This is a genomic window from Arthrobacter sp. StoSoilB19, assembly GCF_019977275.1.
Classification (GTDB): Bacteria; Actinomycetota; Actinomycetes; order Actinomycetales; family Micrococcaceae; genus Arthrobacter.
This window is the reverse complement of record NZ_AP024650.1, coordinates 506,957-530,364: the sequence shown is the minus strand read 5'-3', so window position 1 is coordinate 530,364 and position 23,408 is coordinate 506,957. Positions and strand designations below refer to the sequence as shown.

Annotated in this window: 21 protein-coding genes and 3 tRNA genes; 8 read left to right on the top strand and 16 right to left on the bottom strand. The window is 67.5% G+C overall.

Translation table 11 applies throughout. The features are described from left to right. Positions 1 to 70: 70 nt before the first annotated feature. The 9 genes from LDO86_RS02550 to LDO86_RS02510 form a co-directional block, all read right to left on the bottom strand. The gene (locus LDO86_RS02550; RefSeq protein WP_134165193.1) at positions 71 to 682 is read right to left on the bottom strand and encodes a hypothetical protein; all 612 of its coding nucleotides are present in this window, start codon (positions 680 to 682) and stop codon (positions 71 to 73) included. After that, a complete protein-coding gene (locus tag LDO86_RS02545) occupies positions 679 to 1,317 on the bottom strand; it encodes a hypothetical protein (protein WP_224084256.1) in 639 nt (212 codons plus the stop codon). Before LDO86_RS02545 ends, LDO86_RS02550 begins: the two co-directional genes overlap by 4 nt. After that, a complete protein-coding gene (locus LDO86_RS02540; RefSeq protein WP_018771703.1) occupies positions 1,314 to 1,694 on the bottom strand; it encodes a hypothetical protein in 381 nt (126 codons plus the stop codon). The genes LDO86_RS02545 and LDO86_RS02540 overlap by 4 nt, the downstream gene beginning before the upstream one ends. Beyond that, positions 1,691 to 1,882: a membrane protein gene (locus LDO86_RS02535; RefSeq protein ID WP_018771704.1), complete on the bottom strand. Its 192-nt coding sequence runs from the start codon at positions 1,880 to 1,882 to the stop codon at positions 1,691 to 1,693. The genes LDO86_RS02540 and LDO86_RS02535 overlap by 4 nt, the downstream gene beginning before the upstream one ends. Then, positions 1,879 to 2,328, bottom strand: a complete 450-nt coding sequence (locus tag LDO86_RS02530) for an Asp23/Gls24 family envelope stress response protein (RefSeq protein ID WP_026266136.1) — start codon at positions 2,326 to 2,328, stop codon at positions 1,879 to 1,881. The genes LDO86_RS02535 and LDO86_RS02530 overlap by 4 nt, the downstream gene beginning before the upstream one ends. 198 nt (positions 2,329 to 2,526) lie before the next feature. Further along, positions 2,527 to 4,122 (bottom strand): glycoside hydrolase family 68 protein, encoded by a 1,596-nt coding sequence (locus LDO86_RS02525; protein WP_224084255.1) that lies wholly within the window; start codon positions 4,120 to 4,122, stop codon positions 2,527 to 2,529. Between the two features lie 692 nt (positions 4,123 to 4,814). Next, positions 4,815 to 4,890, bottom strand: a tRNA-Phe gene (locus LDO86_RS02520). Positions 4,891 to 4,938: 48 nt separating this feature from the next. Beyond that, a tRNA-Asp gene (locus LDO86_RS02515) sits at positions 4,939 to 5,012 on the bottom strand. A 91-nt stretch (positions 5,013 to 5,103) separates the two neighbouring features. Next, positions 5,104 to 5,176, bottom strand: a tRNA-Glu gene (locus tag LDO86_RS02510). A 164-nt stretch (positions 5,177 to 5,340) separates the two neighbouring features. On the opposite strand from LDO86_RS02510, the gene LDO86_RS02505 reads away from it, so the two are divergent. The 5 genes from LDO86_RS02505 to LDO86_RS02485 all read left to right on the top strand — a co-directional run bounded on the left by LDO86_RS02505 (position 5,341) and on the right by LDO86_RS02485 (position 10,395). Beyond that, complete coding sequence (locus tag LDO86_RS02505) at positions 5,341 to 6,357, top strand: PHP domain-containing protein (RefSeq protein WP_018771707.1); 1,017 nt, start codon at positions 5,341 to 5,343, stop codon at positions 6,355 to 6,357. An 89-nt stretch (positions 6,358 to 6,446) separates the two neighbouring features. After that, positions 6,447 to 7,421, top strand: coding sequence for a DMT family transporter (locus LDO86_RS02500; RefSeq protein WP_224084254.1), 975 nt, complete (start codon positions 6,447 to 6,449; stop codon positions 7,419 to 7,421). A gap of 9 nt (positions 7,422 to 7,430) precedes the next feature. Then, complete coding sequence (locus tag LDO86_RS02495) at positions 7,431 to 7,859, top strand: metallopeptidase family protein (protein WP_018771709.1); 429 nt, start codon at positions 7,431 to 7,433, stop codon at positions 7,857 to 7,859. A 10-nt stretch (positions 7,860 to 7,869) separates the two neighbouring features. Next, the gene (locus LDO86_RS02490) at positions 7,870 to 8,727 is read left to right on the top strand and encodes a cation diffusion facilitator family transporter (RefSeq protein ID WP_224084253.1); all 858 of its coding nucleotides are present in this window, start codon (positions 7,870 to 7,872) and stop codon (positions 8,725 to 8,727) included. Positions 8,728 to 8,919: 192 nt separating this feature from the next. Continuing rightward, positions 8,920 to 10,395, top strand: a complete 1,476-nt coding sequence (locus LDO86_RS02485) for a C40 family peptidase (RefSeq protein WP_224084252.1) — start codon at positions 8,920 to 8,922, stop codon at positions 10,393 to 10,395. 66 nt (positions 10,396 to 10,461) lie between these two features. On the opposite strand, the gene LDO86_RS02480 is transcribed toward LDO86_RS02485, so the two are convergent. From LDO86_RS02480 to LDO86_RS02460, 5 genes are all read right to left on the bottom strand, one after another. After that, entirely contained in the window at positions 10,462 to 11,346 is an 885-nt protein-coding gene (locus LDO86_RS02480; protein WP_223993641.1) for an ABC transporter permease, read from the bottom strand. Further along, complete coding sequence (locus LDO86_RS02475) at positions 11,336 to 12,346, bottom strand: ATP-binding cassette domain-containing protein (RefSeq protein ID WP_224084251.1); 1,011 nt, start codon at positions 12,344 to 12,346, stop codon at positions 11,336 to 11,338. Before LDO86_RS02475 ends, LDO86_RS02480 begins: the two co-directional genes overlap by 11 nt. 45 nt (positions 12,347 to 12,391) lie before the next feature. Continuing rightward, positions 12,392 to 13,507: a hypothetical protein gene (locus LDO86_RS02470; protein ID WP_224084461.1), complete on the bottom strand. Its 1,116-nt coding sequence runs from the start codon at positions 13,505 to 13,507 to the stop codon at positions 12,392 to 12,394. A gap of 60 nt (positions 13,508 to 13,567) precedes the next feature. After that, on the bottom strand, positions 13,568 to 16,411 hold the full coding sequence (locus LDO86_RS02465; protein ID WP_018771715.1) for a PEP/pyruvate-binding domain-containing protein: 2,844 nt from the start codon (positions 16,409 to 16,411) through the stop codon (positions 13,568 to 13,570). 63 nt (positions 16,412 to 16,474) lie between these two features. Continuing rightward, on the bottom strand, positions 16,475 to 17,515 hold the full coding sequence (locus tag LDO86_RS02460) for a universal stress protein (RefSeq protein WP_224084250.1): 1,041 nt from the start codon (positions 17,513 to 17,515) through the stop codon (positions 16,475 to 16,477). 428 nt (positions 17,516 to 17,943) lie between these two features. Between LDO86_RS02460 and LDO86_RS02455 the strand changes: the two genes are divergently transcribed. Beyond that, the gene (locus LDO86_RS02455; protein ID WP_018771717.1) at positions 17,944 to 18,582 is read left to right on the top strand and encodes an NAD(P)-binding protein; all 639 of its coding nucleotides are present in this window, start codon (positions 17,944 to 17,946) and stop codon (positions 18,580 to 18,582) included. A gap of 49 nt (positions 18,583 to 18,631) precedes the next feature. Here the strand turns inward: LDO86_RS02455 and LDO86_RS02450 are convergent, their stop codons facing one another. Further along, entirely contained in the window at positions 18,632 to 19,285 is a 654-nt protein-coding gene (locus tag LDO86_RS02450) for a copper resistance CopC family protein (protein WP_224084249.1), read from the bottom strand. Positions 19,286 to 19,396: 111 nt separating this feature from the next. Here LDO86_RS02450 and LDO86_RS02445 point away from each other — a divergent pair, with 111 nt between their 5' ends. Further along, positions 19,397 to 20,836 carry an NCS2 family permease gene (locus LDO86_RS02445; RefSeq protein ID WP_056392274.1) on the top strand — a complete coding sequence of 480 codons (1,440 nt, stop codon included), beginning with the start codon at positions 19,397 to 19,399 and terminating at the stop codon, positions 20,834 to 20,836. A 31-nt stretch (positions 20,837 to 20,867) separates the two neighbouring features. On the opposite strand, the gene LDO86_RS02440 is transcribed toward LDO86_RS02445, so the two are convergent. Continuing rightward, positions 20,868 to 22,172, bottom strand: coding sequence for a cation:proton antiporter (locus LDO86_RS02440; protein WP_056392276.1), 1,305 nt, complete (start codon positions 22,170 to 22,172; stop codon positions 20,868 to 20,870). A 229-nt stretch (positions 22,173 to 22,401) separates the two neighbouring features. On the opposite strand from LDO86_RS02440, the gene hutG reads away from it, so the two are divergent. Further along, complete coding sequence (gene hutG, locus LDO86_RS02435) at positions 22,402 to 23,391, top strand: formimidoylglutamase (protein ID WP_224084248.1); 990 nt, start codon at positions 22,402 to 22,404, stop codon at positions 23,389 to 23,391. Positions 23,392 to 23,408 lie beyond the last annotated feature (17 nt).

Below are 23,408 nucleotides of genomic sequence, written 5' to 3'. Positions count from 1 at the left end.
CGGGGCAGGTGCCGCTGCGCAACTGGCGCAGCGGCACCGCGGGCGCGGCAGCCTACGGTTGGCAATGGGTTCAGCGGACCCGCTCGGCCCGGCTGAAGCGGGTCCGCGCGCCCGCCCCGATGTGGATAAGGACAGGAATTTCCTTGCCCACCACAGCTTCCATCGCGTCAAGCAGCCCGGCGACCTCCACTGCCAGCAGGTGCGGTGCCACGCCCTGGCGCGGCAGGAGACGCACCTTCAACGCGGGAGAGCCCTTGACGTCGTAGGTGGTGACGGTGGCACCGGCCAGGTCCGGCCGTCCCTCGAGGGCGTGCCGCAGCGCTTGTTCCGCCACCCCGCCGCCGATCCGGACGTCGCCGGGCGTGTCGCCGGGATCGTATTCGGCGGCCAGAAGGTTTGACCGGCCCTTTCCTTGCTGGGCAATCCAGGCAACCATGAGGCCCATCAATGCCAGCAGCGCCAGTGCCACCACAATCCACAGCCAGCTTTCCGGCCGGCCGGGGAACCGGGTGGCGTCAAAGAGCCGGTTGATGCCGCTCCACACCCCGGCGGACCAGGAGTGCCACCAGGAGGCAACCGGAGGAACGGTCGCCAGGAGCAACAGCAGGACGCCCGCCCCCAGGAGGATCAGGCCCAGCAGGGTGAGCAGGATGCGGTTGAGCAGCGCCGGTGTGCTGTTCACGCTCCGATCACCCCCGAAGGAGTGACATTGACGCGGGGAACAGGCGCCGGTTCCAGCAGCATCTGGTCCAGCTCGTCGCGGACGGCTTCAAGCACCCTGTCCTGGTCCACAGGTACACCGGAGGTGGGCCGCACGTTCACCAGAACCTGCCGCTGGGAGACAATGACCATGACCTGTTCAGGCGTGACGTTGGCGGCCAGCCGTGCCCGGCGGGCGAGGGAGGAGGCGATGACTTCGTCGTCCACCACCACCGCCGGAAGCCCTTCCTCCCGTCCGCCGGCCAGCAGATGGCGGGCGCGCTTTCCCGGGAGGATGCCGCTGAGGAGGAAGATCAGCCCCACCATGGCGAGCACGCCGCCGATCGCGGCAAGCAGCAGCGGCGAGGTTCCGGCGGGAAGATCCACGATGCGCTGCGCCGCCACCTGGGGCTCAATCAGCCACGCGGGCTGGCCCACGGCGTGCACTCCCGATTCGAGGACGCCGTAAGCGGCCAGCACAAGCACAAGGGCGGCGGCAACAACCGACACCACCGCCCGCGGGGAATGGGTCTCGCGGTACACCACCCTGCGCATGTCCGGTCCGTTGCTTCTGCGCGGTCCGCTGTTCACCGGGCGGCTTTCCACACTGCTGCTCACCGTACCCGCCCTTCTGTACTGATCCTTGCCCCGCTGATCCGGATGTCCACGCGGCTCAGCCGGGAACCGCTCAATTCCGAGACCGTTGCCAGGATGCTTTCCTTGGCCCTGACGGCGCGGTCCCAGATGGACCCGCCGAGTGCGTCCACCCGTGCAGGGTTGGCCACCACGGACTGCAGCGGCGGGACGCCGATAGGGGTGACGAGGGACAAAGCCAGCAGGCCGTCGTCGTCCGTCCAGTCCGCCCGCACGTCCTGGGCGTCGACGCCCAACGCCTGGGCCGCAGCAGCCTTGGCGAGGCTGGTCAAGGCCTGGGTGCTGATCCGGTTATGGCCGCTGAGCGCCTGCCCACGCACAACGGGCGCGGGCGAGCTCATGAGGACGAGCGCCGGCCGGTGATGGCATCGAACACCCCGCGCAGGTCCAGCTTCCCTTCGGCGGCACGGCCCAGGAGCGCTCCGATTGCCATAAAGAGCAGGGAGACGAGGAAACCCCACAGTCCGAACTGCAGGGACATGAACGCCACGAAGGCGCCGATGGCGGTGCCTGCAATCGTGAGGCTCACAGCAGCGCCTCCCGTTCGGGAGCAGACGGCGCGGTTGTTTTGACCGGCGGCGGAACGTAGACATCCGCGATCTCGACGTTCACCTCGATAACCTGCAGCCCCACCAGTTCCTCAACTGCGCGGTACACGGCGGCGCGGACATTATTGGCCAATGCATGCAGCGGTGTGCCGTAGCTTGCCACCAGGGTGATATCAACAGCTACCTGCGTTTCGCCCACTTCCGCGTGGACGCCCGCAGCGTGGTCAGAACTTCCGACGGCGTCGCGGATCGCGCCCAAGGCACGGGACGGGCCCGAACCCAGGGAGTAGACCCCGGGAACCGCCCGCGCGGCAATTCCCGCCACCTTTGCCACGGCAGTCTCGGAAATTATCGTCCGGCCGGGCCCCGGAGCCGGGCTTCCGGAAGGACGGTTTGGCACCACGGGTTGTGGGTTCTGGTATTCCATCAGGCACTCCCCCTTCTGTTGTTTCCACCCTATCCCCAGGGTGCGGCACATGCGCTGGAAACTCTGCGGCCCGCCGACCGGCCTGGACTTAAAGGACCCAGGCGGGAACGCCCCCAAGGACATTCCCGCCTGAGCGGTGCCGCCTGTGTCAGCGGCGGTGCGGCAGAAGCCGCGGTCTATTCAGGTGTGCAGGCTGTCCTACTTGTAGAGGCCTTCGCCGCCGACCCTGACGTTGGTGGGCAGGTAGCCGAACGGGCCGAGGCCGTTCTGGCCGAAGCTGCGGTCCACCTGGGTCACGCCGTTCCTGAAGTTGATCTTGACAGTGGGTGACAGCGATCCGCCACGCACGCCGTTGACGTTGTCGATGAACGACTGCACGAGTCCGCCGGGCTGCACGTAGTGCGAGTATGCCTGGAACTGGCGACCGTTCTGCTGCCCGGAGATGGTACCGCTTGGGTTGTTGGCCGGCAGGTTGAGGTCGGTGGGTGAACCGAGGGCCAGGCCGCTGTTGTTCACCGGCTGGTAGTCCGAGCGCACGCCGTCACCAACAAAGCCGTAGACGCCGTCGGGGCCGCGCATGCCGGCCGCGTAGGTGAACTGGTGGCTGATCGTGTACAGGTAGTACTTGTTCTTGCCGTTTTCATTCTGGATGAAGATCTGCGGACGTTCCGTCTGGTCGTTGACGCAGTTGGCCGAAAGGATCGGCGGCAGGAAGGACCACTTGGTGAGGTCCTTGTTGTCGGCTACAGCCAGGCCCACATTGGCGGTCTGGTAGTTTGCGCCGCTGTTCTGGACGTCGCCAACGCTTTCTGCCTGGGGGTCGCCCGGCTGGTAGCCGAGGTCCTCACCCTTGCACTGGTAATCGCCGCGGGTGCCGGCGGTGTTGCCTTCGAAGACCATGAAGGTCTTGCCCGGGTGGGCGGGGTCGGCGAACGTGTACGGGTCCCGGAACGCGAAGCCCGGGTTCTGCGCCTTGGTCTGGTACATCTTTCCGTCCGGTTCCAGCAGCTTGGTGTGCTCGAAGCCGTCGAAGCTGACGCCGTTCTTGTCAGCGTGGATGTTGCCCAGGGCCTTGGCGATGGCAGCGTCAGGAGCGATCCCGCCGCCACCTGCGTTCCGCTCGGCCACGTCGTGGAAGGTGGTGGCGGTGTAGAAGACGTTGACGTGGTCGCCCTGCATGAGGCGGGTGGAGCCGGACCATTCGGTGTTGCCGATGGAGGTGTTGTCCAGGAAGAGATGGCCACCGTAGTTCCACTTGTCCTTGGCGGGGTCGGCGTTGGTTTTGCGGAAGAAGTAGCCGATCCGGGCGTTCCAGTGGCGCTGGTCGAAGCCGTAGCCGGCGTGGCGGTCGGCAACAAGGGAGAAGATGACGTCCCAGCCCTTGTAGCTGATCTGGTTGGCGTTTTCATCCGTCAGGGACCAGGTGTCCCAGACCCAGACGTCGTCATTCATGGCGGGGAAATCCTGGGGGATCTCCGGCATGGTGACGTCGGGACTCATGGAGTTCTGGCCGGGAGCCACCGTGGGATCGCTCTGCGCCATGATCTGCTTGGCGTCTGCGCGGGTCCACTTGGAGGTGAAGTCCGACGCCGGGTCGAAGGCCTCCTGCGTGTGCTCGGTGGGGAGGGCGAAACCGGGAGTGGGGGCCGGCAGCTGCCGGACCGTCGGCGGGTCCGACGGCTCGTTGGCTTGGGCAGAGGGGACGGCCAGGAAGGCCGAGGCAGCAACGGCTGCGGCCAGTGCTGCGGCGGCAGGGCGCCACCGCAGCAGCCGGTGTTGGGGGTGCTTGTGCATTTCTTGCTCTTCTCGCGGAGTTGTAACTGTTCGTGGAAGACGGGCATGTGCCCATGACCCCGAAAACAACCGCGGCCCGGTAACACCTCAGGCGTCGCCGGGGACGCCGTTGTGCTGGGGGGATCAGGACCTGGGTGGGGCCCTGCGGCCGATGGAAAGCATGCTTTCCCTCCGCCGCGCTCCACGCTAGAACGGGCGCCGGATGCAGTTCAAACCCTGTTTCACAGCCCAAAAACGGCTACCGCCGAGTAGGGTGCAAGCGCTTACGCAAGCCAACGCGCGCGCGTGCCACATCGGTTTGGCAATAATCAAATGTTTCAGGGCGGCTCGATTTTTTCCTGACAAGACAAGCGATTTGTTGCGCAGGCCACGCCGCCGCAGGCCGCTCGTCCTGGTGGCGCCGGGCACGCACGATCCCCAAAGGCCGGCCCACCTGAGCATGACGCGCACATTCGCCGGCGCCGCCCATATTCCGTATCGATACGCAAATATGGGTTGCGCAGGCGACCAAGGGTGTCGGTTTCGATTTTGCGTGTCGATGCCGCGGTTGGTGCGCCGGAGGTGAGGCGGGCGCCGGACAGTTGCTCCGGGGCCATCCACCTGGACAAGGGCACGGAACGCACTTGAAGAGCGGCTGGCCAATGGCGGTAAATGAAGAAAAGCACCAGTTCCGAAGAACTGATGCTTCCCAGTGGTGGCTCCGACCGGCGTCGATCCGGTGACCTTTCGATTTTCAGTCGAACGCTCTACCAACTGAGCTACAGAGCCTAGGTGACTAGTCACCATGACAGCCGGAATTTCTTCCAACAATCAGAGCGACCCTGACGGGACTTGAACCCGCGACCTCCGCCGTGACAGGGCGGCGCGCTAACCAACTGCGCTACAGGGCCTTGCGTTTCTTGCTTTTGCAGTATCTCTACCGCTTTTTTCAAGGCTTCCAGCCTACCAGACTTTTTTAGCCTGTTTGACCAGTTCCTTGCGTACCCCCAACGGGATTCGAACCCGTGCCGCCGCCGTGAAAGGGCGGTGTCCTAGGCCGCTAGACGATGGGGGCCAGAACCCGTTCGGAACAAAATAAAAGGCGTCAAGCGAGGCTTTCCGTCTTTGTCCTTTGCGTTTCTCCGAACTGGACTCTAAAACTATAGGGCCTCCGCAGGAATTATCCAAAATCGGCGAAAAACCGCGCCGTTGGGCCGCCGCACGGGTCAAGATGGACGGATGGATGCCGTCGCAGCGCTCAATGAGATTGCTTTCTGGCTGGAGCGCGGACGCGCCGCCACCTTCAAGGTCCAGGCCTTCCGCAAAGCGGCGGCGGCCATCAGCCCCCTTGGCCCTGAGGAAGTAGCCACGCGGGCCCGGACCGGCCGGCTCAAGTCCATGAAGGGCATCGGCGACCGGACCTACGCGGTGATCCGGCAGGCGGTGGACGGCGAGGTTCCCGACTACCTGGCCGACCTCCGGGAGAAGGGCGCCCAGCCGCTGGCCTCCGGTGGGACGGAAATCCGTGGGGCATTGAGGGGCGACCTGCACAGCCACAGCGAATGGTCCGACGGCGGCTCCCCCATTGAGCTGATGGTGGCGGCAGCGGAGGTGCTGGGCCGGGAGTACCTGGCATTGACCGACCACTCCCCCAACCTCACCATCGCCAACGGGCTGTCGGCCGGGCGCCTGCTGGACCAGCTGGACGTGGTGGCAGCGATCAACAGCAACGGCGGGAACACCCGGCTGCTGACCGGGATCGAAGTGGACATCCTGGAGTCCGGCCAGCTGGACCAGGAGCCTGGGCTGCTGGACCGCCTGGACATTGTGGTGGCGAGCGTTCATTCGAAGCTGCGCGCGGACAGGAAGACCATGACCGCCCGGATGCTCGGCGGCATCCAGGACCCGCACACCAACGTCCTGGGCCACTGCACCGGGCGGCTGGTGGAGGGCACCCGCGGAACCCGGCCGCCGTCGGAATTCGACGCCGCGGAAGTGTTCGCCGCGTGCGCGGAGCACAACGTGGCCGTCGAGATCAATTCCCGCCCGGAACGGCAGGACCCGCCCGATGCGCTGATCCAGTTGGCGCTGGATGCAGGCTGCCTGTTCTCGATCGACAGCGACGCGCACGCACCAGGGCAGCTGGATTTCCTGCAGTACGGTGCCGAGCGGGCCGCCCGCAACAACGTGCCTGCCGAGCGGATCATCACCACCTGGCCGGCGGACAAACTGCTGGCCTGGGCCGGTTCGAAGTAGGCCCTGGAAGGCGCAGGCACGGTTACCACCGCTGCCGACATGGCCGATTTCCGCCAGCCCGGCGTCCGTTCCGGCCGTACATTTGTCCCATGCCGCCAACCAGCCCCGCCCATGAACCCCTGGCGTCCGCCACTGCAGCAGGAAAGCCCGTGAAGGCCCTCGGCGTGGCGGCCATGGTGGTCACGGTGGTCCTGTGGGCCTCAGCGTTCGTGGGCATCCGGGCCATCGGCCCCCACTTCTCCCCCGGCCCGCTGACCCTGGGCAGGCTGGCGATTGCCGCCGTCGTGCTGGCTTTCCTGGTGGTGCCGCAACTGCTCAGGAGCCGGATGCTGCCGCGGGGACGGGAATGGCTGCCCATCCTCGCCTATGGCGTGATGTGGTTTGGTGGCTACAACGTGGCGCTGAACGCCGCCGAGCACATCCTTGATGCGGGCACCAGCGCCCTGCTGATCAACGTCAACCCCATCCTGGTGGCCATCATGGCCGGCATCTTCCTCAAGGAAGGCTTCCCGCGCTGGCTGCTCATCGGCAGCACCGTGGCTTTCGCCGGCGTCGCAATGATCGCCCTCGGCTCCGGACAGCCACGGACGGGGGAAAGTTCGACGGCGGACCTGGCCGGGGTGGCGCTTTGCCTCCTTGCCGCGGTGCTCGCCGCAGTCAGCGTCATCATCCAGAAGCCGGTGGTGCGGAAGTTCCCGGCGGCGCAGGCAACCTGGTTTGGCATCGTGGTGGGGGCAGTGTGCTGCCTGCCGTTCGCCGGGCAGTTGGTGTCCGAGGTGCAGGCGGCTCCGCCGCAGGCCACGCTGGGGCTGGTGTATCTGGGGGTGTTCCCCACCGCCATCGCCTTCACCACCTGGGCGTACGCATTGTCACTGGTGGACGCCGGGAAGCTGGCCGCCACCACATACCTGGTCCCCGGCACCACGGTCTTCATCTCCTGGCTGCTGCTTGGTGAAATCCCCTCGGCGTTGGGACTGGTGGGTGGGCTGGTATGCCTGGTGGGGGTGGGGCTCACCCGGCGGCGGAGCCGGGTCCACGGCGACCCGCGGCCGCTTCGGCGCTAGAGTCGGGGTATGCCAGCCAGCCTTCCGCCGGGACTGCCCATCATTCCCGACGGCCCGCACGAACCGCCGGAATTCACCATGTCCCCTGACGAGTTCGAGGCAGCCGTCCAGGATGCCCTGGACAGCATTCCGGACAGGCTGGCCCGGGCCATGGACAACGTGGCCGTCTTCATCGACGACGACTACGTGCCGGGGCCGGGGGAAGATCCGGACACCGTGCTGCTGGGACTGTACGAAGGGGTTCCGCTGACGGAACGCGATTCCTGGTGGGACGCCGGTTCGCTGCCGGACCGGATCACGATTTTCCGCGAACCCATCCTGGAGATCTGCGGTTCCAGGGACGATGTGATCCACGAGGTGGCCGTAACGGTGGTGCATGAGATCGCCCACCACTTCGGGATTTCCGATGACCGGCTGCATGAGCTGGGCTGGGGCTAGCCTTGTAAGCATGGGACAAGACCACAGCCACAGCCATGGGATCACCGCCACGGGGCGGCACCGGAAACGCCTTGTGGCCGTCCTGGGAATCGCCGATGCGGGACATATGCTCTCGGACGCGGCAGGTGTCACCATCGCGCTCCTGGCCTCCTGGATTGCGGGCCGCCCGGCGAGCAACCAGCGGACGTACGGCTACCAGCGCGCTGAGGTCCTGGCCGCCCTCGCCAATGCGCTGATCCTGATCGTGATCTCCGTGGTCATCTTCACGGAGGCGGTCCGCCGGTTCGGTGCGCCGCCGGAAGTGCAGACGGACATCATGCTGTTTGCCGCCGTCCTCGGTGCGGTGGCCAACCTGGTGTCGCTCGTGATCCTGCGCACGGCACAGGATGAGAGCCTGAACATCCGCGGCGCCTACCTGGAAGTCCTTGGCGACCTCCTTGGTTCCGTGGCCGTCATCATCGCGGCCGCAGTGATCATGCTGACCGGCTTCCAGGCGGCGGACACCATTGCCTCCGTCCTGATCGCGCTGATGATCCTGCCGCGGGCGTGGAGCCTGCTGCGCGATGTGGTGGACGTCCTCCTGGAAGCCAGTCCCAAAGGGGTGGAGGTGCAGATGATCCGCGAGCACATCCTTTCGGTGGCCGGTGTGACGGATGTGCATGACATCCACATTTGGACCATCACGTCCGGCGTCCCCGTCTTCTCGGCCCACGTTGTGGTGGAGGACGGAGTGCTCAATGCCCGCGGCGCCGACCAGTTGCTGGACAAGCTCATCACCTGCCTGGGCTCCCACTTCGATACCGACCACTGCACCTTCCAGCTGGAACCTGCCAGCCACTCCGAGCATGAGGCGCACCAGCACGCCTGACCCCGGCCGACCACGACACACCAGACAAAAACCGCCCCTAATGACACTGTTGTGGTTTATGTTATTGATGTGACTGCTGTTGCTAATGTGCAGGGGGTCACGTAACCTCGGACTGCTGGGGGCAGCTGAGGGGCATCGTCGTGCCGCATCCAGAACCTCACTCCCGGCCTTAACGTTGCGAGGTCTCTGCAGATGGCTTTATCCAGATCCGGCCGCAGGACGGCCGTGCTGTGCGCCGCCGTCGTCCTTTTTGCATCCGCGGCAACGCCGGCAGCCGCTGTACCGGCGCCGTCCGCTCCACTGGCCGTTCCGGCGTCGCCTGACATCCCTTCGCCGGAGGACATTGCCGCGGCTAAGGCCAGTGAGGCCGCCACGGCGGACCAGGTCGGCGCCATCGAGCGCATCCTTGCCGACGCGTCCGCAGCCCAGCAGGCAGCCTTTGCCGTGGCCATGCAGGCCAACAACTCGTACAGCGAGGCACTGGTGGAGCTGCAGCAAAGGACCGAAGCGGCATCCGTTGCATCAGCCAAAGCCTCGTCCGCCCGTGAACAGCAGGACAAGACCCGGAAGCAGGTTGGGCAGCTTGCCGGGGACCTGTACCGCAACGGCGGCCTGAACCCGACCCTCGGAACCATTGCCAGCGGCAGCGAGAGCCTGCAGCAGGCAGCCACGCTCGAGGCCCTCTCGGCCAGCCGCAGCCGGGCCTTCGAAGCGGCGGACACCGCGGCCACCGCCTACCGGTCCCTGACGGCAGCTGCCGACGACGCCACCAAAGCCGCAGACGACGCAGCGAAGACCGCTGAACAACGGAAGTCCCAGGCGGAACAGGCCAATGCCGCGCAGGCCAAGGCCGTGGCCGACGCGAAAGCGCAGCGGACCATCCTGGTGGACCAGTTGGCGCAGCTCCGCAACACCACTGTGGCCCTTGAATCGGCCCGCGTGGATGCCCTGGAACGGCAGCGTGAAGAGGCGCGGCTTGCCGCCCTGTCCGCCGCCGCAGACAAGTCCGCCCAGGAAAAAGCTGCGCAGGACAACGCCGCCCAAAACCAGGCAGCACAGAATCAGGCAGCGAACCAGAACAGCCGCGGGCAGGAACTGGCCCCGGCGGCTCCGGCAGCGCCTGCCCCGGCTGCTCCCGCCCCCGCCGCCCCTGCGCCTGCCCCGGCTGCACCCGCCCCCGTTCCTGCTCCGGTTGCCCCCGCACCCGCCCCTGCCGCACCAGCACCCGCACCCGCTGCACCGGCACCGGCTCCCGCGCCTGCACCGGCGCCTGCCCCTGCCCCTGCCACCGGCTCGGGCACCTACGAGGCAGCCATCACCGTCGCTTTGGGAAAGGTGGGCGCGCCGTACTTCTACCAGTGGGGCGGTACCGGTCCCTACGGCTTTGACTGCTCCGGGCTGGTGCAGAACGCCTTCGCCGCAGCTGGCAAGTACCTTCCCCGCACAGCTTCACAGCAATATGCCGCCGCGCCGGTCCACGTCCCCATTTCGCAGGCCCGCCGCGGCGACCTGCTGGTCTGGGGTTCGGCACCGAACTTCTACCACGTGGCCATCTACCTCGGGAACGGCCAGGTGGTGCAGGCACTCAACCCGCAGGAAGGCATTACCGTTTCCACCATCAGCTCCATGGTGGGCATGGACCTCTATCCCTACGCGGCCCGCTACTAGGCGGCACGGATGAATTGTGCGGTTGAATTGTGCGGTTGACTTCCACGGATAGATTGCTTGACTGCCTCAGCTCAGGATGTCCTTGGTGACGAACCGGCCATAGGCGAGCGCACCGAACACTGCCATATACCCGGCCTGCAGGAGCGCATTGCTGGCAAAGGAATCCCACACTAACGGCTGGCGCAACATGTCACCGAAACCAAGCCAGTAGTGGCTAAAGAGCCAGGGGTGCAGCCACTCCAGCTGCGGAAGCTGGTCAAGGACCTGCGAGACCACCGAGACGACCACGGTGGCGGCCATCGCTCCCACCGGCACCACTGTCAGCGTGGACAGGAAAAGCCCGATCGCCGAAAGGCCGGCGAGTGACACCGCCAGGTAGGCAGCGATCAGCACGATGCGCAGGGCAGCTTCGGACGGCTGGACCACCCCGCCGGACAACAGTGTCACGGGACCCACCGGGAAAAGTGCCGCGCCAATGGCAGCGCCGGCAAGACCGACGGTCAACGGGGCCACGATGCAGAAGGCCAGCGCGCCCGCGTACTTGACCAGGAGGAGTCTGACCCGCCCGGCCGGTGCCACCAACAGGTACCGGAGGGTGCCCAGGTTCGCCTCCCCGGCGATCGTATCCCCCGCCACCACACCTACCGCGAGCGGCATGAACAGCGGCACGGAAACCAGCATGGCGGTGAAGGCCACAAACAGGCCGTTCTGGGTGATCCGGTCAAGGAAGGCGGGTCCCCGCCCGGGCGGGACCGCGGAAGAGACCTTCAGGGCAACGGCAATCAGGACCGGAATGGCAGCGAGCGCCAGGAGCAGCGCCCAGGTCCGCCGGCGCCCGAACAGGACCTTGAGCTCCGACCCCAACAGGGACAGCCCGGAACTGCGCGGCACTGCGGCCGGCCGGGCTGTTCCGGCAGCCTCCGGAAGATCCGCGGGAACACTACTGGGCAACGTCGAATCCTTCCCCCGTGAGGGCAACAAAGCGGTCCTCAAGGCTTTCACGCTCGACGGCGAATCCCCGGACCCGGACGCCGGCCTGGACCAGGTGCGCCACGACGTCCTCGGGAAGCACCGCGGGCGGCTGGGCACCCTCCACCATGGCCGCAACGATCGTCTCGCCGTCCGGCCGCGCCCGCGCGGGTTCAGCTTGTCGGGGTTCAGCGGGCCGGGGTTCAGCGTGTCCAGGTTCCGGTACCAGCCCCAGCCGCGCCAGGACCTGCCGGGCCGCACCGCCGTCGGGCGTTACCAGCCGGAGCCGGGTGCTGCCGGCCTGCCGCAGCTCAGCCAGGGGCCCCTGTGCCACGAGCTTTCCTGCGCTCATGACGGCAGCGTGGGTGCACATCTGGTCCACCTCGGCCAGCAGGTGGCTGGACACGAAAACGGTGGTGCCCTCATGCGCCAGCGACCGCACCAGGTTCCGGACTTCCCGCGTCCCCTGCGGGTCCAGCCCGTTGGTGGGTTCGTCCAGTACCAGCAGGTCCCGTGGCGACAGCAAGGCGTTGGCGATGCCCAGTCGCTGCTTCATGCCCAGGGAGTACGCGTGCACCCGTTTGCCGGCGGCGTGCTCCAGGCCCACGCGCTCCAGCGCCCGCTGCACCCTCGCTTTGCGTGTGGCGGGCACGGTGTGCGGGCCCGCGGCGTCGAGCCGGTGCAGGTTGGCGGCGCCGGACAGAAAAGGGTAGAAGGCGGGGCCTTCCACCAGGGCGCCCACGCGCGGCAACACATCATGGAGCTTGCCGGGCATCTCCTGGCCCAGCAGGTGAACCGTCCCCGCGGATGCGGCCGCCAGGCCGAGCAGCATCCGGATGGTGGTGGTCTTGCCGGAGCCGTTGGGCCCCAGGAAGCCGAAGACACTCCCGTGCGGGACGGCCAGGTCCACGCTGTCGACGGCGGCCTGCCGGCCAAAGTGCTTGCTGAGTCCCCGGGTCTCGATCGCCAACCCCGCGCTCACCGGGCCGGCCCCCGTCCGGCCAACACTCCCCCGTCCACCCAACACTTATTGGGCCGCTGCTGCTGCGGCCTGCAGCCGCTCCGGCGGCACCATTCCTGCGAAGATCCGGCCGTCGTCCGTGACCAGGACGTTGAGCAGGGCGGTGGAGAGCAGCCGGCCGCCGGGGACGGCAACGGCGGCCTGGGACAGCAGCGGGTCCTGCAGCAGCGACTCGGCAGCGGCAGCAGACCCACGCGCCGTGCCCACCACGGTCTCCCATCCGGCGCCGGTTACGGAAACGTCTTTAGTGGCACCGGGATGCATGCCGTCGGGGCTGTGCATGTCTGCGGGCTCATGGGGCTTGTCCGGAACGGGAAGTTCCTTGACCGTGCTGCCCGGAGGCGGGGTAAAGGTGAAGACGGACTGGTCAGGAGCCTCCAGCGAAAGGCTGGTGAACCCGGAACGGAACGCCGGGGTGTCCGCTCCGCGTGCGGTCACCTGCACGGACAGGGGCATGCCGTTTTCACCGTCGACGGCGATGGCCACCTTACCCACCAGGGTCGCGTCGGTGCGCGGCTCAATCAGCAGGTTGTAGGCAGCCCGTCCTGCGACGGAAACGTCCGGCCCCACCGAAACGGCCGTGGTCGGTTCAACCTCGGACAGGAAGCGTTGTGCCAGGTCGCCTGGCGTCGGCATCCCACCTGCCCACTGATGGTCCTTCGCCCGGGATGGATCCTGGGCATGCTCCGGCAGGGTCAAGTGTGCGGCTGTGTTGTCCTTCGACGAATAGAACCAGACGTCGCTGCCGTGGCGGACCACGTCACGTTCAGCCAGTTGGTCCATCACCTGCACGCGGGCGTTGTCCTTGCCGTCCAGGTAGACGCGCGCGGTGTGCTTGCCGGACAGCAGCTCAATCACGGATGCGGCACTCCCCGCGGCCGCGGGACCGGATGGTTTCCCGGTGGCGGGCAGCTCCGGAAGCCCCAGGTCGGCGGACTGCTCCACTGTCCCTGAGAACGTGTGCACCTGGTGGCTTGCCGCCAACTCCAGGACCTGCGCCGGCGTCTTGGCCGGAAGTGGGTTGCTGGCACCGGCCGGAAGGGAGCCGGCCAAGGCGCCCGCAGCGATCGCCAGCGGAGCCGCGACGGCGGGCAGCCACCGCAGCCATGCCCGGCGGTTCATTGTGCTGTTTCGTTGCGACGGTCCGCTGGAATCCAGCGTGTTGGAGCCCATAGGTAAAGACTACGCCGGTGCAGGTGGATCGGTGTCACCCGCAGCGCCCCCATCCTGCTGCCGGCCGGGCCGTTCCGGCACTACGGTGCCCGCACCGCCGTCGACCGTTATTTGTTGGCCGGTCCTGATCAGCCCGGTAGCGTCCGCGACTCCGACCACCGCAGGTATCCCGTACTCCCTGGCCACAACTGCGCCGTGGGAATTGGCTCCGCCCATTTCCATCACCAGCCCGCCCGCAGTGAGGAACAGCGGCGTCCAGCCGGGGTCCGTGGAAGGGGCAACCAGGATTTCGCCCGGCTCAAGCCGGGCTCCCACGGGATCCAGGATGACGCGCGCGGCAGCGGTCACTGTTCCTGCCGAGGCTGCGCTGCCTGTCAGCATTCCTTCCATGGTGACGCCGACGGCGGTGCGCACCGCTTCGGGTTCGGTTCCATCCGAGAGCAGAACCCGGGGAATATGCCGGCGCCTGAGCTCCTGGGCGTAATCCTCGCGGCGGCCGGCCACGAGTGCGCGAAAGTCCTGGACGGGCGCTCCGCCGTCGGCGTCCACGGACAAGGCCTGCCTGGTTTCAACCAGGTCCAGGAAGAACACGTCGTCCTGCTGTTCGATGACGCCCGCCCGGGCCAGCTCCCCGCCCACCAGCAGCAGTTGCCGGCGGACTTCCCCGAGGCCGGTCACCAGCTGGTACTTTGGCAGCTCGCGCAGGCCGGCGAACAGCCGTGCCCTGTGCAGCGCGGCACGCACCAGCCTTCCCCGGATCCTGCCGCGGGCGGCGGCGCGGGCAACGAGCCGGTCCACCTGCGTTTCCGCGTCCTCCACGGCCTTGCTGAACTGTGCGTCAGGCGCCAGGGCCGGGTCCTCGAGCCTGAGGTAATTGGCGAGGATGCCCAGGATGTGTGCCGGCTCTTCGGACCATCGCGGCAGTCCAACGTCGATTTCGCCCACTGCCCGGTGGCCGTACTCGTCCAGGAACCGGGTGAGGCCCGCATCGAGGCGTGCGGGCAGCTGTCCGGCCTGGTACGCGGCTGCCAGGACGGTGGGATCGCCTGCCATGAGTTCGGTTCGTGATTGAACGTCTTCCCGGATTTCCTTGGCAAGGTGCCACAGCTCCAGGTCCATTTCGGTGGTGATGTTGTTGGGCAGGCCACGGATCACGGGCTGCAGCTCAGCCCAGGCATTGCCACCCAGCAGTCTTCCCGCAACGCCGAGCATGGCGAACCCCAGGGCGGGAAGGGGAAGAATTGCCGGAACAATCGGGAACAGGCGCTGCCCAAGGAGGGATTCGGCGTGGTCAAGGCGTGCCGGCGCGCCGGCACCGTCTTCGGAGCCCAGGGATGCCTCGAAGTCGCGCGTGAAGCGGTCCAGCCGCCGGAGCGCTGCCCGGGGCCGGACCAGCGCCCGGAGAAGCGTGGCGGGAACCTTGGCGCGGGCTGCGACGGGAACGATGTGATGCAGCAGCCCGAAAGGCGTCCTCGTGGTCACCGAAAAGGCGGGATCGTCGAACAGTTGCCGCATGACCGTTGCTGTCCGGGCCTCCATGATGTCGAAGACGCGGGGTACAAGGCGCCGGCCCACGGTGCTGCGGATGGGAGTGGTGAAGTCGACGTAGATCCGCTGCCCGGCCTCGGCATAGGGCGACGGTCCGCCACGGGGGTCCGGAACAGGGAAGCCTGCAGCCTGGGCGATGGAGGAGGCGACGAGCCGCAGCGCCGCAAGGCCCATGGGCGTCAGCGGGCGGGTAAGCCCCTGGGCCAGGCTGAAACAGAGATACGCCCTGGTACCGCTTGCGGCGGGGCTGCCCTGGGGGACCCTGCCCGCGGCACCGTTGCTCTCCGGGACGGGGTAGAGGGTGGTGATCGGCCTGGACTGGGTGAGCCACAGGGCCCCGGTACGGTCGATGGCCCACTCGGTGTCCTGCGGGGCGCCGAAATGATCCTCGGCCTCGAGGCCAAGGCGCGCCAGTCCAGCCAGTTGGCTGTCCGTCAGGCAGGCAGCATTGCTGGTTGCGGGAACCTTCAGGGTTTGCGTCCCGCCACCGGGAAGGGGGCGTACCGCCACGCCCTTATCTCCCAGTTTCCGTTCCAGGACCCTTCCGGTCAGGGCGTCCACCACGAAGTGGTCCGGATTGACGGCGCCTGAGACGACGGCCTCGCCCAGGCCGGGACTGGCATCGATAACGATCTGCCGCCTGCGGCCGGTCAGGGGGTTCGCCGTGAACATGACGCCGGCAGCGTCCGCGTCCACCATCCGCTGGACCACCACCGCGAGCGCAACGCCGGCCGGATCGATCCCCAGGCTTGCCCGGTAGGCGGTTGCCCGGTCCGTCCACAGCGACGCCCAGCAGTTGCGGACGGCCTCAAGCAGGGCAGGCACTCCGACGACGTTGAGGTAGGTGTCCTGCTGCCCGGCGAAGCTGGCGAATGGCAGGTCTTCTGCGGTGGCCGAGGACCTGACCGCTACCGGAACATCGGGTCCCAGGGCCGCGTACGCCTGTTCCACCTCGCGGGAAACCGCCGCCGGAAGCGGAAGTGCCAGGATCGCGGCACGGGCTGTTTCAGCCAGCCCTGCCACGTCATGCGGTTCCGTAACGCCGGACCGGGCGGCGTCCCCCAGGGTGGCATAAACCCCGGCCAGCGCGGGAGGCAGGGAGTCGGGGGCGCCGGTTGCCTGCCGGTATGCAGCGGTAGTGAGGCAGAAACCCTCCGGGACCGGCAACCCTGCGGACAACAGCTCTCCAAGGTTGGCTGCCTTGCCACCCGCCAAGCCCAGCATTCCGGCGTCGAGCCGGCGCAGGTCCAGCACCAGCCCGGCGTCCGTGCTGGTGCCGACTTTTGACAGCCCTGGCTGCTCCATGTCCCAGATGCCTTATCCGAGCGGCGGTATTCCGGGGATGCCTTGCTGTTTGTCCGGTGCCGGCTAGGCGGCGTCGCCGAGGATCGGACCGAACCGCGCACGGTCCGCCAGGCGGGGGTCTTCCCGGTCCGGGACCACCATGACCGGGCCCTTTGCATGGTGCAGGACGCCATCGGACGTTGAGCCCAGAAGCATTCCGGTGAAGCCCCCGCGGCCGCGGGTACCCACCACCACCAGTTCCACGTGCCGGCTTTCCTCCACGAGCACGTCCACCGGCGAACCGTCCTTCAGCTCGTAGTCAGCCCGCAGGTGCGGGTAGTGGCTGCGGAGCCACGCCATGCCGGCCTCCAGGGTGACCCGGATATCGTCAAACAATGCCTTCCGGTCCATGGGTGCGGGAACCCAGGCCAGGGAACCGCTGTACTGGGGGACGGCACAGATCACGCGGAGCGAGGCACCCAGCCGTTCGGCCTGGTCGGCTGCTTCGAGGACGGCAACGCGTGCCTGCTCGGAGCCATCGACGCCGACCACCACCACGTTCTCCACCAGCCGGTGGCCGGACTTGGCCTGCTCCGCCTTGACGCGGCGGTCCTCGGTGGTTTCACCGAGCCGGTCCGAACAGAACAAGGGGACCGTCACGGTGGGGCATTTTGCATGGGCAGGCAGGGCACTGCTGACCGATCCCAGGAGGCGGCCCACGAAGCCGCCGCGGCCGCGGGTGCCCACCACCAGGAGTTGCGCGGTTTCGGAGATTTCCAGCAGGACTCCTGCTGCGTCGCCGTTCTCTACGGAGGAACTGACATCAATGTCGTAAGCGGAAACCTTTTCAACAGCCTGCTTGGCGATGGCCTCGGCACCTTCACGGATGACGGAATCGTCCACCGTGGCATAGCCTCCGTCCAGTCCGGACGCGGCGAAGATCGGCACGGAATAGGCGGTGACGATATGGAGCGGACGACGGCGGCGCTGGGCTTCCCGCGCGGCCCACACCAAGGCGCACTGGCCATGGTCCGAACCGTCCACGCCCACCACGATGCCGTGGGGAGCGGGTGACGCACCACCACCGTCCCGGGCCTGGTCCGGGTGCAACTCTCGTGAGCCCATGGGGGCCGCCTCCTCGCGATACGCCTGATGTTGCGGCTATTCTGCCAGAAAACGGACCACTCCCCGTGCATCCCGGCCCCCAGCGGCACCGGCAGGAAAAGGGCCGTTCCCGATTCCCACTATTCTCCGTCCCCCAGGGCTTAGCAAGCCTGTTCAGGGGCGGGTAGGCCGGGTTATCCACAGGCCCTCCGGAGCGGCTGGGAAAGCGCCTTCATGTCATCAGAAACGTTTTCCTCATTGGGCTATCCACGGCCGCATTTGTTCTGTAGTCTTCAGGACATTGTTGGTCCGGGACGCCAACCGCAGCTTCCTGCGCGCACTGTCCCGGGCCATGCGCTGCGGCCGTACTTGGGGGTAACGGGACGCGGGCCGGCGAGGACGCCGGCACCTGCCGAAAGCTTCGAAGGAGGGAAACTGTAGTGTCAAGCATGCCTGGGGATGCCCAGACCGAACAGACCACCACTGTCATCATTGGCACGGGCCTGTCCGGGCTTGCCGTGGCCGCAGAACTGCGCCGCCACCGCGTGGCCTCCATTGTGGTGGACGGGCTGGACATCCTCGGCGCCGGGCAACCCGCAAACACGTCCTCGCTGCAGCGCTGCGACGCGGCGGACAGCGACACCCTCCGGGAGCGCAACGAGATCCTGCGCCATTTGCGCAATTACGCCACAAGCCACAGCGTGGACGTCCGGAACACAACCCGCGCGGTCCAGCTGACCATGCTCCAGGGACCCGGGCACGGCGCCGCTCCGCAATGGCAGGTGCACACCCCCACCGGCATCCTGGTGGCCGACCACATCGTCCTGACCAGGTGCGCCCACAGCCAGCTGCGGCGCATGCTCAACGACTTCGGGATCGCCGTAGGCCGGAACGTGGCAGCGGCCATGCGGGCCATTGGCATCTACCTGGTGGGAGTGGGTGAGCTGATCACGCCGTCGCCCAAGGAAGTACTGCGCCAGGCCAAGACGGTGGGCCAGGCCATCTCCGCCAAGGTCAATCCAGGCAGTGGCCACCCGTCCGGCGGCGCCTTCCCGGCAACGGGCAGCTTTGCGGTGCTGACCTGCTGACAGCCCTGCCCGCCGCCAGGCCGGAGCCGGCCGGCACCCCCGGGCCGGGCTACCCCCGGCCGTCCTCCCCGGCATCCATGCCGTCCCCGTCATCCCCGTCGCCTGTGAGCCGGCGCCGGGCCAGGACGCCGAGGGCCACCAGCAGCCCCACGGCAACGGCCGCAAAAATCACGATGCTCCACTGGAAGGGCTCGCCGGCATTGGCAGGCACGGACGGCTCCTCCGTAACCCCGGGCTGCGCTGTACCCATTCCCGGAACTGCACCCGCCGCCGTCGGACTGGCCGGGCCCGCCGTTGCGGACGGGTCGCCTGTGGCCGCGGTGAAAGTGAATGTGCCCTCAATGGGGTGCGAGTCCGAACTGACCACGCGCCATGCCACGGTGTACTTCCCCGCGGGGCCGCCTGGCCGAAGCTTTTGGGTGGCCACGTTGTCCACGATCTGCACGGACCCGTCAGCCCATTCGGTACCGCCGGCGTCCTTGACCGAGAACGACGAGCCGATGCCCAGCGGCTTGTTGCTGAAGGTCACCGAAACCTCGCCGGGCGGCGCCGGCAGCGCCGCACCCTGGGCCGGGCTGGTGGACTCTGCGGCATCGTGGGCGCTGGCCGGGCCCGCCAGGCCCAGCATCGCGGCGGCGAGGACAAAGGAGAGGATGAAGAAACCGGGCACAAAGCCCAGCAGTCGGCGGCGGACGTGGCGCATGTTTGGGCTGCTCCTTGTGTTGGCTTCCTTACAGACTAGGCGCATTTGCCGGCCCATTCCCTGCCGCCCCCTTAGGATGCAGGTATCCCCACACACTTCCCCGGAGGACTAATGCTTAAGCAAGGCTCTGCCCTGGACCGGTATTTCAGGGTCACCGAGCGCGGTTCCAACCTTTCCCGCGAGATCCGCGGCGGGTTCGCCACCTTCTTCGCCATGAGCTACATCGTGGTGCTGAACCCGCTGATCCTGTCCGGTCCGGACTCGAACGGCACCACACTGGGCTTCACCGCCGTGGCCGCCGTGACCGCGTTCGTGGCAGGCATCCTGACCATCCTGATGGGCGCCTGGGGCCGGCACCCCTTCGCGCTGGCCACCGGCCTCGGCGTGAATGCCTTCGTGGCCGTCACCGTGGCCACAAACCCGGAACTCAGCTGGCCGGACATGATGGGCCTGGTGGTCCTCTCCGGCGTCACCATGCTGATCCTGGTCCTCACCGGCTTCCGGACCGCCGTCTTCAAGGCCGTGCCGGACGGCCTCAAGACGGCAATCGTGGTGGGCATCGGCCTGTTCATCGCCCTGATCGGGCTGGTCAACGCCGGATTCGTGCGGCGCATTCCGGACGTTGCAGGCACCACGGTGCCCGTTGGCCTTGGCTTCGAAGGCAAGCTGCTGGGCTGGCCCACGGCCGTGTTCGTTTTCGGCCTGATCCTGACCATCGCCCTTGTGGTGCGCAAGATCAAGGGCGCCATCCTGATCGGCATCATCACCTCCACCGTGCTGTCCGTGATCCTTGAGACAACCCTGCACATCGGACCCAGCTTCGACGGCAAGAACTTCAACCCCCAGGGCTGGTCCCTGGTGGCGCCGGCGTTCTCCGGCTGGGCCGCCCCTGACCTGTCCCTGATCGGCAAGGCCAATCCCTTCGGCGCCTTCGAACACCTCGGCTTCGTGGCCGCCACCCTGCTGGCCTTCGTAATCCTGCTCAGCATCTTCTTCGACGCCATGGGCACCATGGTGGGCCTGGCCAACGAGGCCGGAACGGTGGACGAGCACGGCAACATTCCCGACGTCGACCGCGTGCTCCAGGTGGACGCACTCGGCGCCATCATCGGCGGCGGCGCTTCCGTCTCCTCCAACCAGATCTATGTCGAGGCCGGCGCCGGCATCGGCGAAGGCGCCCGCACCGGTATCGCCTCGGTGGTCACCGGCCTGCTGTTCCTGGTGGCCATGTTCTTCACCCCGCTGATCAACCTGGTGCCGTTCGAGGCAGTGGCCCCGGCGCTGGTAGTGGTGGGCTTCATGATGGTGTCCCAGGTGGGCAAGATCGACTGGCAGGACTGGGGCATCGCCATCCCGGCGTTCCTGACGTTCACCCTGATGCCGTTCACCTACTCCATCGCCAACGGCCTGGGCGCAGGCTTCATCGCGTACGTCCTGATCCGCACCGTCCAGGGACGGGTCAAGGACATCCACCCGCTGATGTGGGCCGTGGCCGCGGCGTTCGCACTGTTCTTCGCCATCGGGCCCATCGAGGCCGCACTGGGCATGTAGCTACACCCCTGTATAGCTGCACGGCATGCAGCTATACAGGGGTGTTCGGCGCGAGTCCCTCGTCGCCGGACACCGCCAGCGCCTTCCTTTCGCGCAGCCGGTCCAGCCGGTTCATGAGGGGCGAGGTGGTGGCGCCATGGATCACGATGGACAGCGCCACCACCAGCCCGATGAAGGACCAGAGCCAGTGTGCCTGGTCCGTGAAGTGGCCTTCGCCCAGCGCAAAGGCCAGGTAGTACACCGACCCGATGCCGCGGATGCCAAAGAAGGAGAGCGCCACGCGTTCCCGCGGCCCGGTCTTGCCGCCCAGCAGGCCCAGCCAGCCGGCAAGCGGCCGGACCACCAGCAGGAATGCCAACGCCACCAGCACTTCCCCCAAGCCAATCCCTTCAAGCAGCCCACGGGCGATTGCACCGCCGAGCAGGACCAGGATCACCACCGTCAGGAGCCGTTCCAGCTGCTCCACGTAGGAGTGCAGCACCCGGTGGTAGCCGTGGGTGCGTTCAGCTGCGCGGATGGTCACGGCGCAGACGAAGACCGCGATGAATCCGTAGCCCGCCACCATTTGCGTCAGCCCATAGGCCAGGAACGTCGCCGCCAGGGCCACGAACCCCTCGGAGTGGTTGGACAGCCTGAAGCTCTCCGCATGGGCGGAGAAGAAGACCCTTGCCAGCAGCTTGCCGGTGAGGAAGCCCACCAGCAGCCCGATGGCCAGCCGCCACAGCACGTCCAGCCCGAACCATTCGCCAAACCAGGCAGTTGGGCTTGCCCCGGCGACGCTGATGGCAATGGCCAGGTACACGAACGGGAAAGCCAGCCCGTCGTTCAGCCCGGCTTCCGAGGTGAGTCCGAACCGGACCTCATCCTCCTTGTCGGTATGGCCATCCTGGTCCGCGGGCTCGCCCACCTGGACTTCGGACGCGAGGACCGGGTCCGTGGGGGCGAGGCTGGCGGCCACCAGCAGGGCCGCGCCCAGCCCCAGGCCCAGGAACCACATGCCCAGCAGCGTCAACCCCAGGATGCACAACGGCATGGCGATGCCCAGGAGCCGCCACGTGGTGGACCAGCGCTTGCGTCCCACCGGCCGGTCCAGGGCCAGTCCGGCGCCCATCAGCGAAATGATCACGCAGACCTCCGCAAGGTGCATGACAAAATCGCCGTGCTCCACCGGGTTGGGGTCCGGCAGCGATGGAATCAGCGCGAACGCCCCCATCCCGGCACCAAGGAAAACCATGGGCATGGACAGCGGCATGTCGCGCAGCAGCTTGGGCAGGACCGCGGCGATGAAGACGGCGATGCCTGCCGCGGCAAAGAGGATGTCTGGGGCTTCGAACATGGGGAAGGCTCTCCAGCCTGGAATGGTTGCGTGGATCCGGAAGCGGACACGCCACGCTTCGATGGGGCGGACTGCTCTCACCATAACCCCTGCACCCGGCATATCCCCGGCGCAGTAAGAAGTCCGGGTACCTGGAAGCCGGGTCCTGGAGTTAGGGGGTTCTTGGATCCCGGACAGGACGACGGCGGCGTTGCTGGTTTTCGTGCCCCGCATGCGGTGAGCTTGAGTCATGTCCCTCCAGCTCCCCGCCGTCGATGTCCCGCCCCAGCTCTGGACCGGGAGGTTCGACGGCGACGCTCCCGGCCACCGCCGATGGTGGCAGGCAGTTGACACGCTGGACAGCACCACGGCGGGTGCGGGGGACCGGATGGGTGCGCCGAGTACGGGGGGTACGGCGACCGGCAGGCCCGTGGCCCTGCTGGGCTTCGCCAGCGACGAGGGCGTGCGCCGGAACAAGGGGCGCACCGGAGCGTCCGCCGCCCCCGCAGCCTTGCGGAAGGCGCTGGGCCCGCTCGCTTTCCACCTCGACCGGACGGTGGCTGACCTCGGCGACGTGGCGGTGCCCGGGGAAGACCTGGAAGCCGGGCAGGAACGGCTTGGCCGCGCAGTGGCGGCCCTGCTGGACGCCGGCCACCAGACCGTTGTCCTGGGCGGCGGCCACGAAACCGCCTACGCGAGCTACCTCGGCGTCAGCGCCTCGTCGGCGGTCCGCAACGGGCAGCGGCTTGGTGTCCTGAACCTTGACGCCCACTTCGACCTCCGCGACGAGCCGGTGCCCAGTTCCGGGACCCCGTTCCTGCAGATGGCCCATGCGGAAGCGGACGCCGGGCGGGAATTCCGCTACGCCGTCGTGGGCATCTCGGAGCCGAACAACACCCGGGTCCTGTTCGACACCGCCCGGACGCTGGGCGTTCGGTACCTGCTGGACGAGGACTGCGACGCAGAGAGGGTGCGGGACTTCGTGGACGCCTTCCTGGCGGACATCGACGTGCTGTACCTGACCATCGACCTGGATGTGCTGCCCGCGGCCGTGGCGCCCGGGGTGAGCGCGCCCGCGGCCTACGGCGTGCCGCTGCCTGTTATTTCCGCCGTGTGCCGGCAGGTGGCGCGGAGCGGGAAGCTCCTGCACCTGGACGTTGCGGAGCTGAACCCGGCCTTCGACATCGACGGCCGGACCGCCAAAACCGCAGCGCGGCTGGTGGACACGCTGCTGCGCTGAAAGACGCCGCAGCCCTG

Coding starts and splice junctions, on each gene's coding strand:
- LDO86_RS02450 (WP_224084249.1), bottom strand. CDS start 19,285: ATGCGCCACGTCCGCCGCCGACTGCTGGGCTTTGTGCCCGGTTTCTTC.
- LDO86_RS02525 (WP_224084255.1), bottom strand. CDS start 4,122: ATGCACAAGCACCCCCAACACCGGCTGCTGCGGTGGCGCCCTGCCGCC.
- LDO86_RS02490 (WP_224084253.1), top strand. CDS start 7,870: ATGGGACAAGACCACAGCCACAGCCATGGGATCACCGCCACGGGGCGG.
- LDO86_RS02485 (WP_224084252.1), top strand. CDS start 8,920: ATGGCTTTATCCAGATCCGGCCGCAGGACGGCCGTGCTGTGCGCCGCC.
- hutG (WP_224084248.1), top strand. CDS start 22,402: ATGTCCCTCCAGCTCCCCGCCGTCGATGTCCCGCCCCAGCTCTGGACC.
- LDO86_RS02495 (WP_018771709.1), top strand. CDS start 7,431: ATGCCAGCCAGCCTTCCGCCGGGACTGCCCATCATTCCCGACGGCCCG.
- LDO86_RS02455 (WP_018771717.1), top strand. CDS start 17,944: ATGCCTGGGGATGCCCAGACCGAACAGACCACCACTGTCATCATTGGC.
- LDO86_RS02440 (WP_056392276.1), bottom strand. CDS start 22,172: ATGTTCGAAGCCCCAGACATCCTCTTTGCCGCGGCAGGCATCGCCGTC.
- LDO86_RS02445 (WP_056392274.1), top strand. CDS start 19,397: ATGCTTAAGCAAGGCTCTGCCCTGGACCGGTATTTCAGGGTCACCGAG.
- LDO86_RS02530 (WP_026266136.1), bottom strand. CDS start 2,328: ATGGAATACCAGAACCCACAACCCGTGGTGCCAAACCGTCCTTCCGGA.
- LDO86_RS02460 (WP_224084250.1), bottom strand. CDS start 17,515: ATGGGCTCACGAGAGTTGCACCCGGACCAGGCCCGGGACGGTGGTGGT.
- LDO86_RS02505 (WP_018771707.1), top strand. CDS start 5,341: ATGGATGCCGTCGCAGCGCTCAATGAGATTGCTTTCTGGCTGGAGCGC.
- LDO86_RS02465 (WP_018771715.1), bottom strand. CDS start 16,411: ATGGAGCAGCCAGGGCTGTCAAAAGTCGGCACCAGCACGGACGCCGGG.
- LDO86_RS02500 (WP_224084254.1), top strand. CDS start 6,447: ATGCCGCCAACCAGCCCCGCCCATGAACCCCTGGCGTCCGCCACTGCA.
- LDO86_RS02470 (WP_224084461.1), bottom strand. CDS start 13,507: ATGAACCGCCGGGCATGGCTGCGGTGGCTGCCCGCCGTCGCGGCTCCG.
- LDO86_RS02540 (WP_018771703.1), bottom strand. CDS start 1,694: ATGAGCTCGCCCGCGCCCGTTGTGCGTGGGCAGGCGCTCAGCGGCCAT.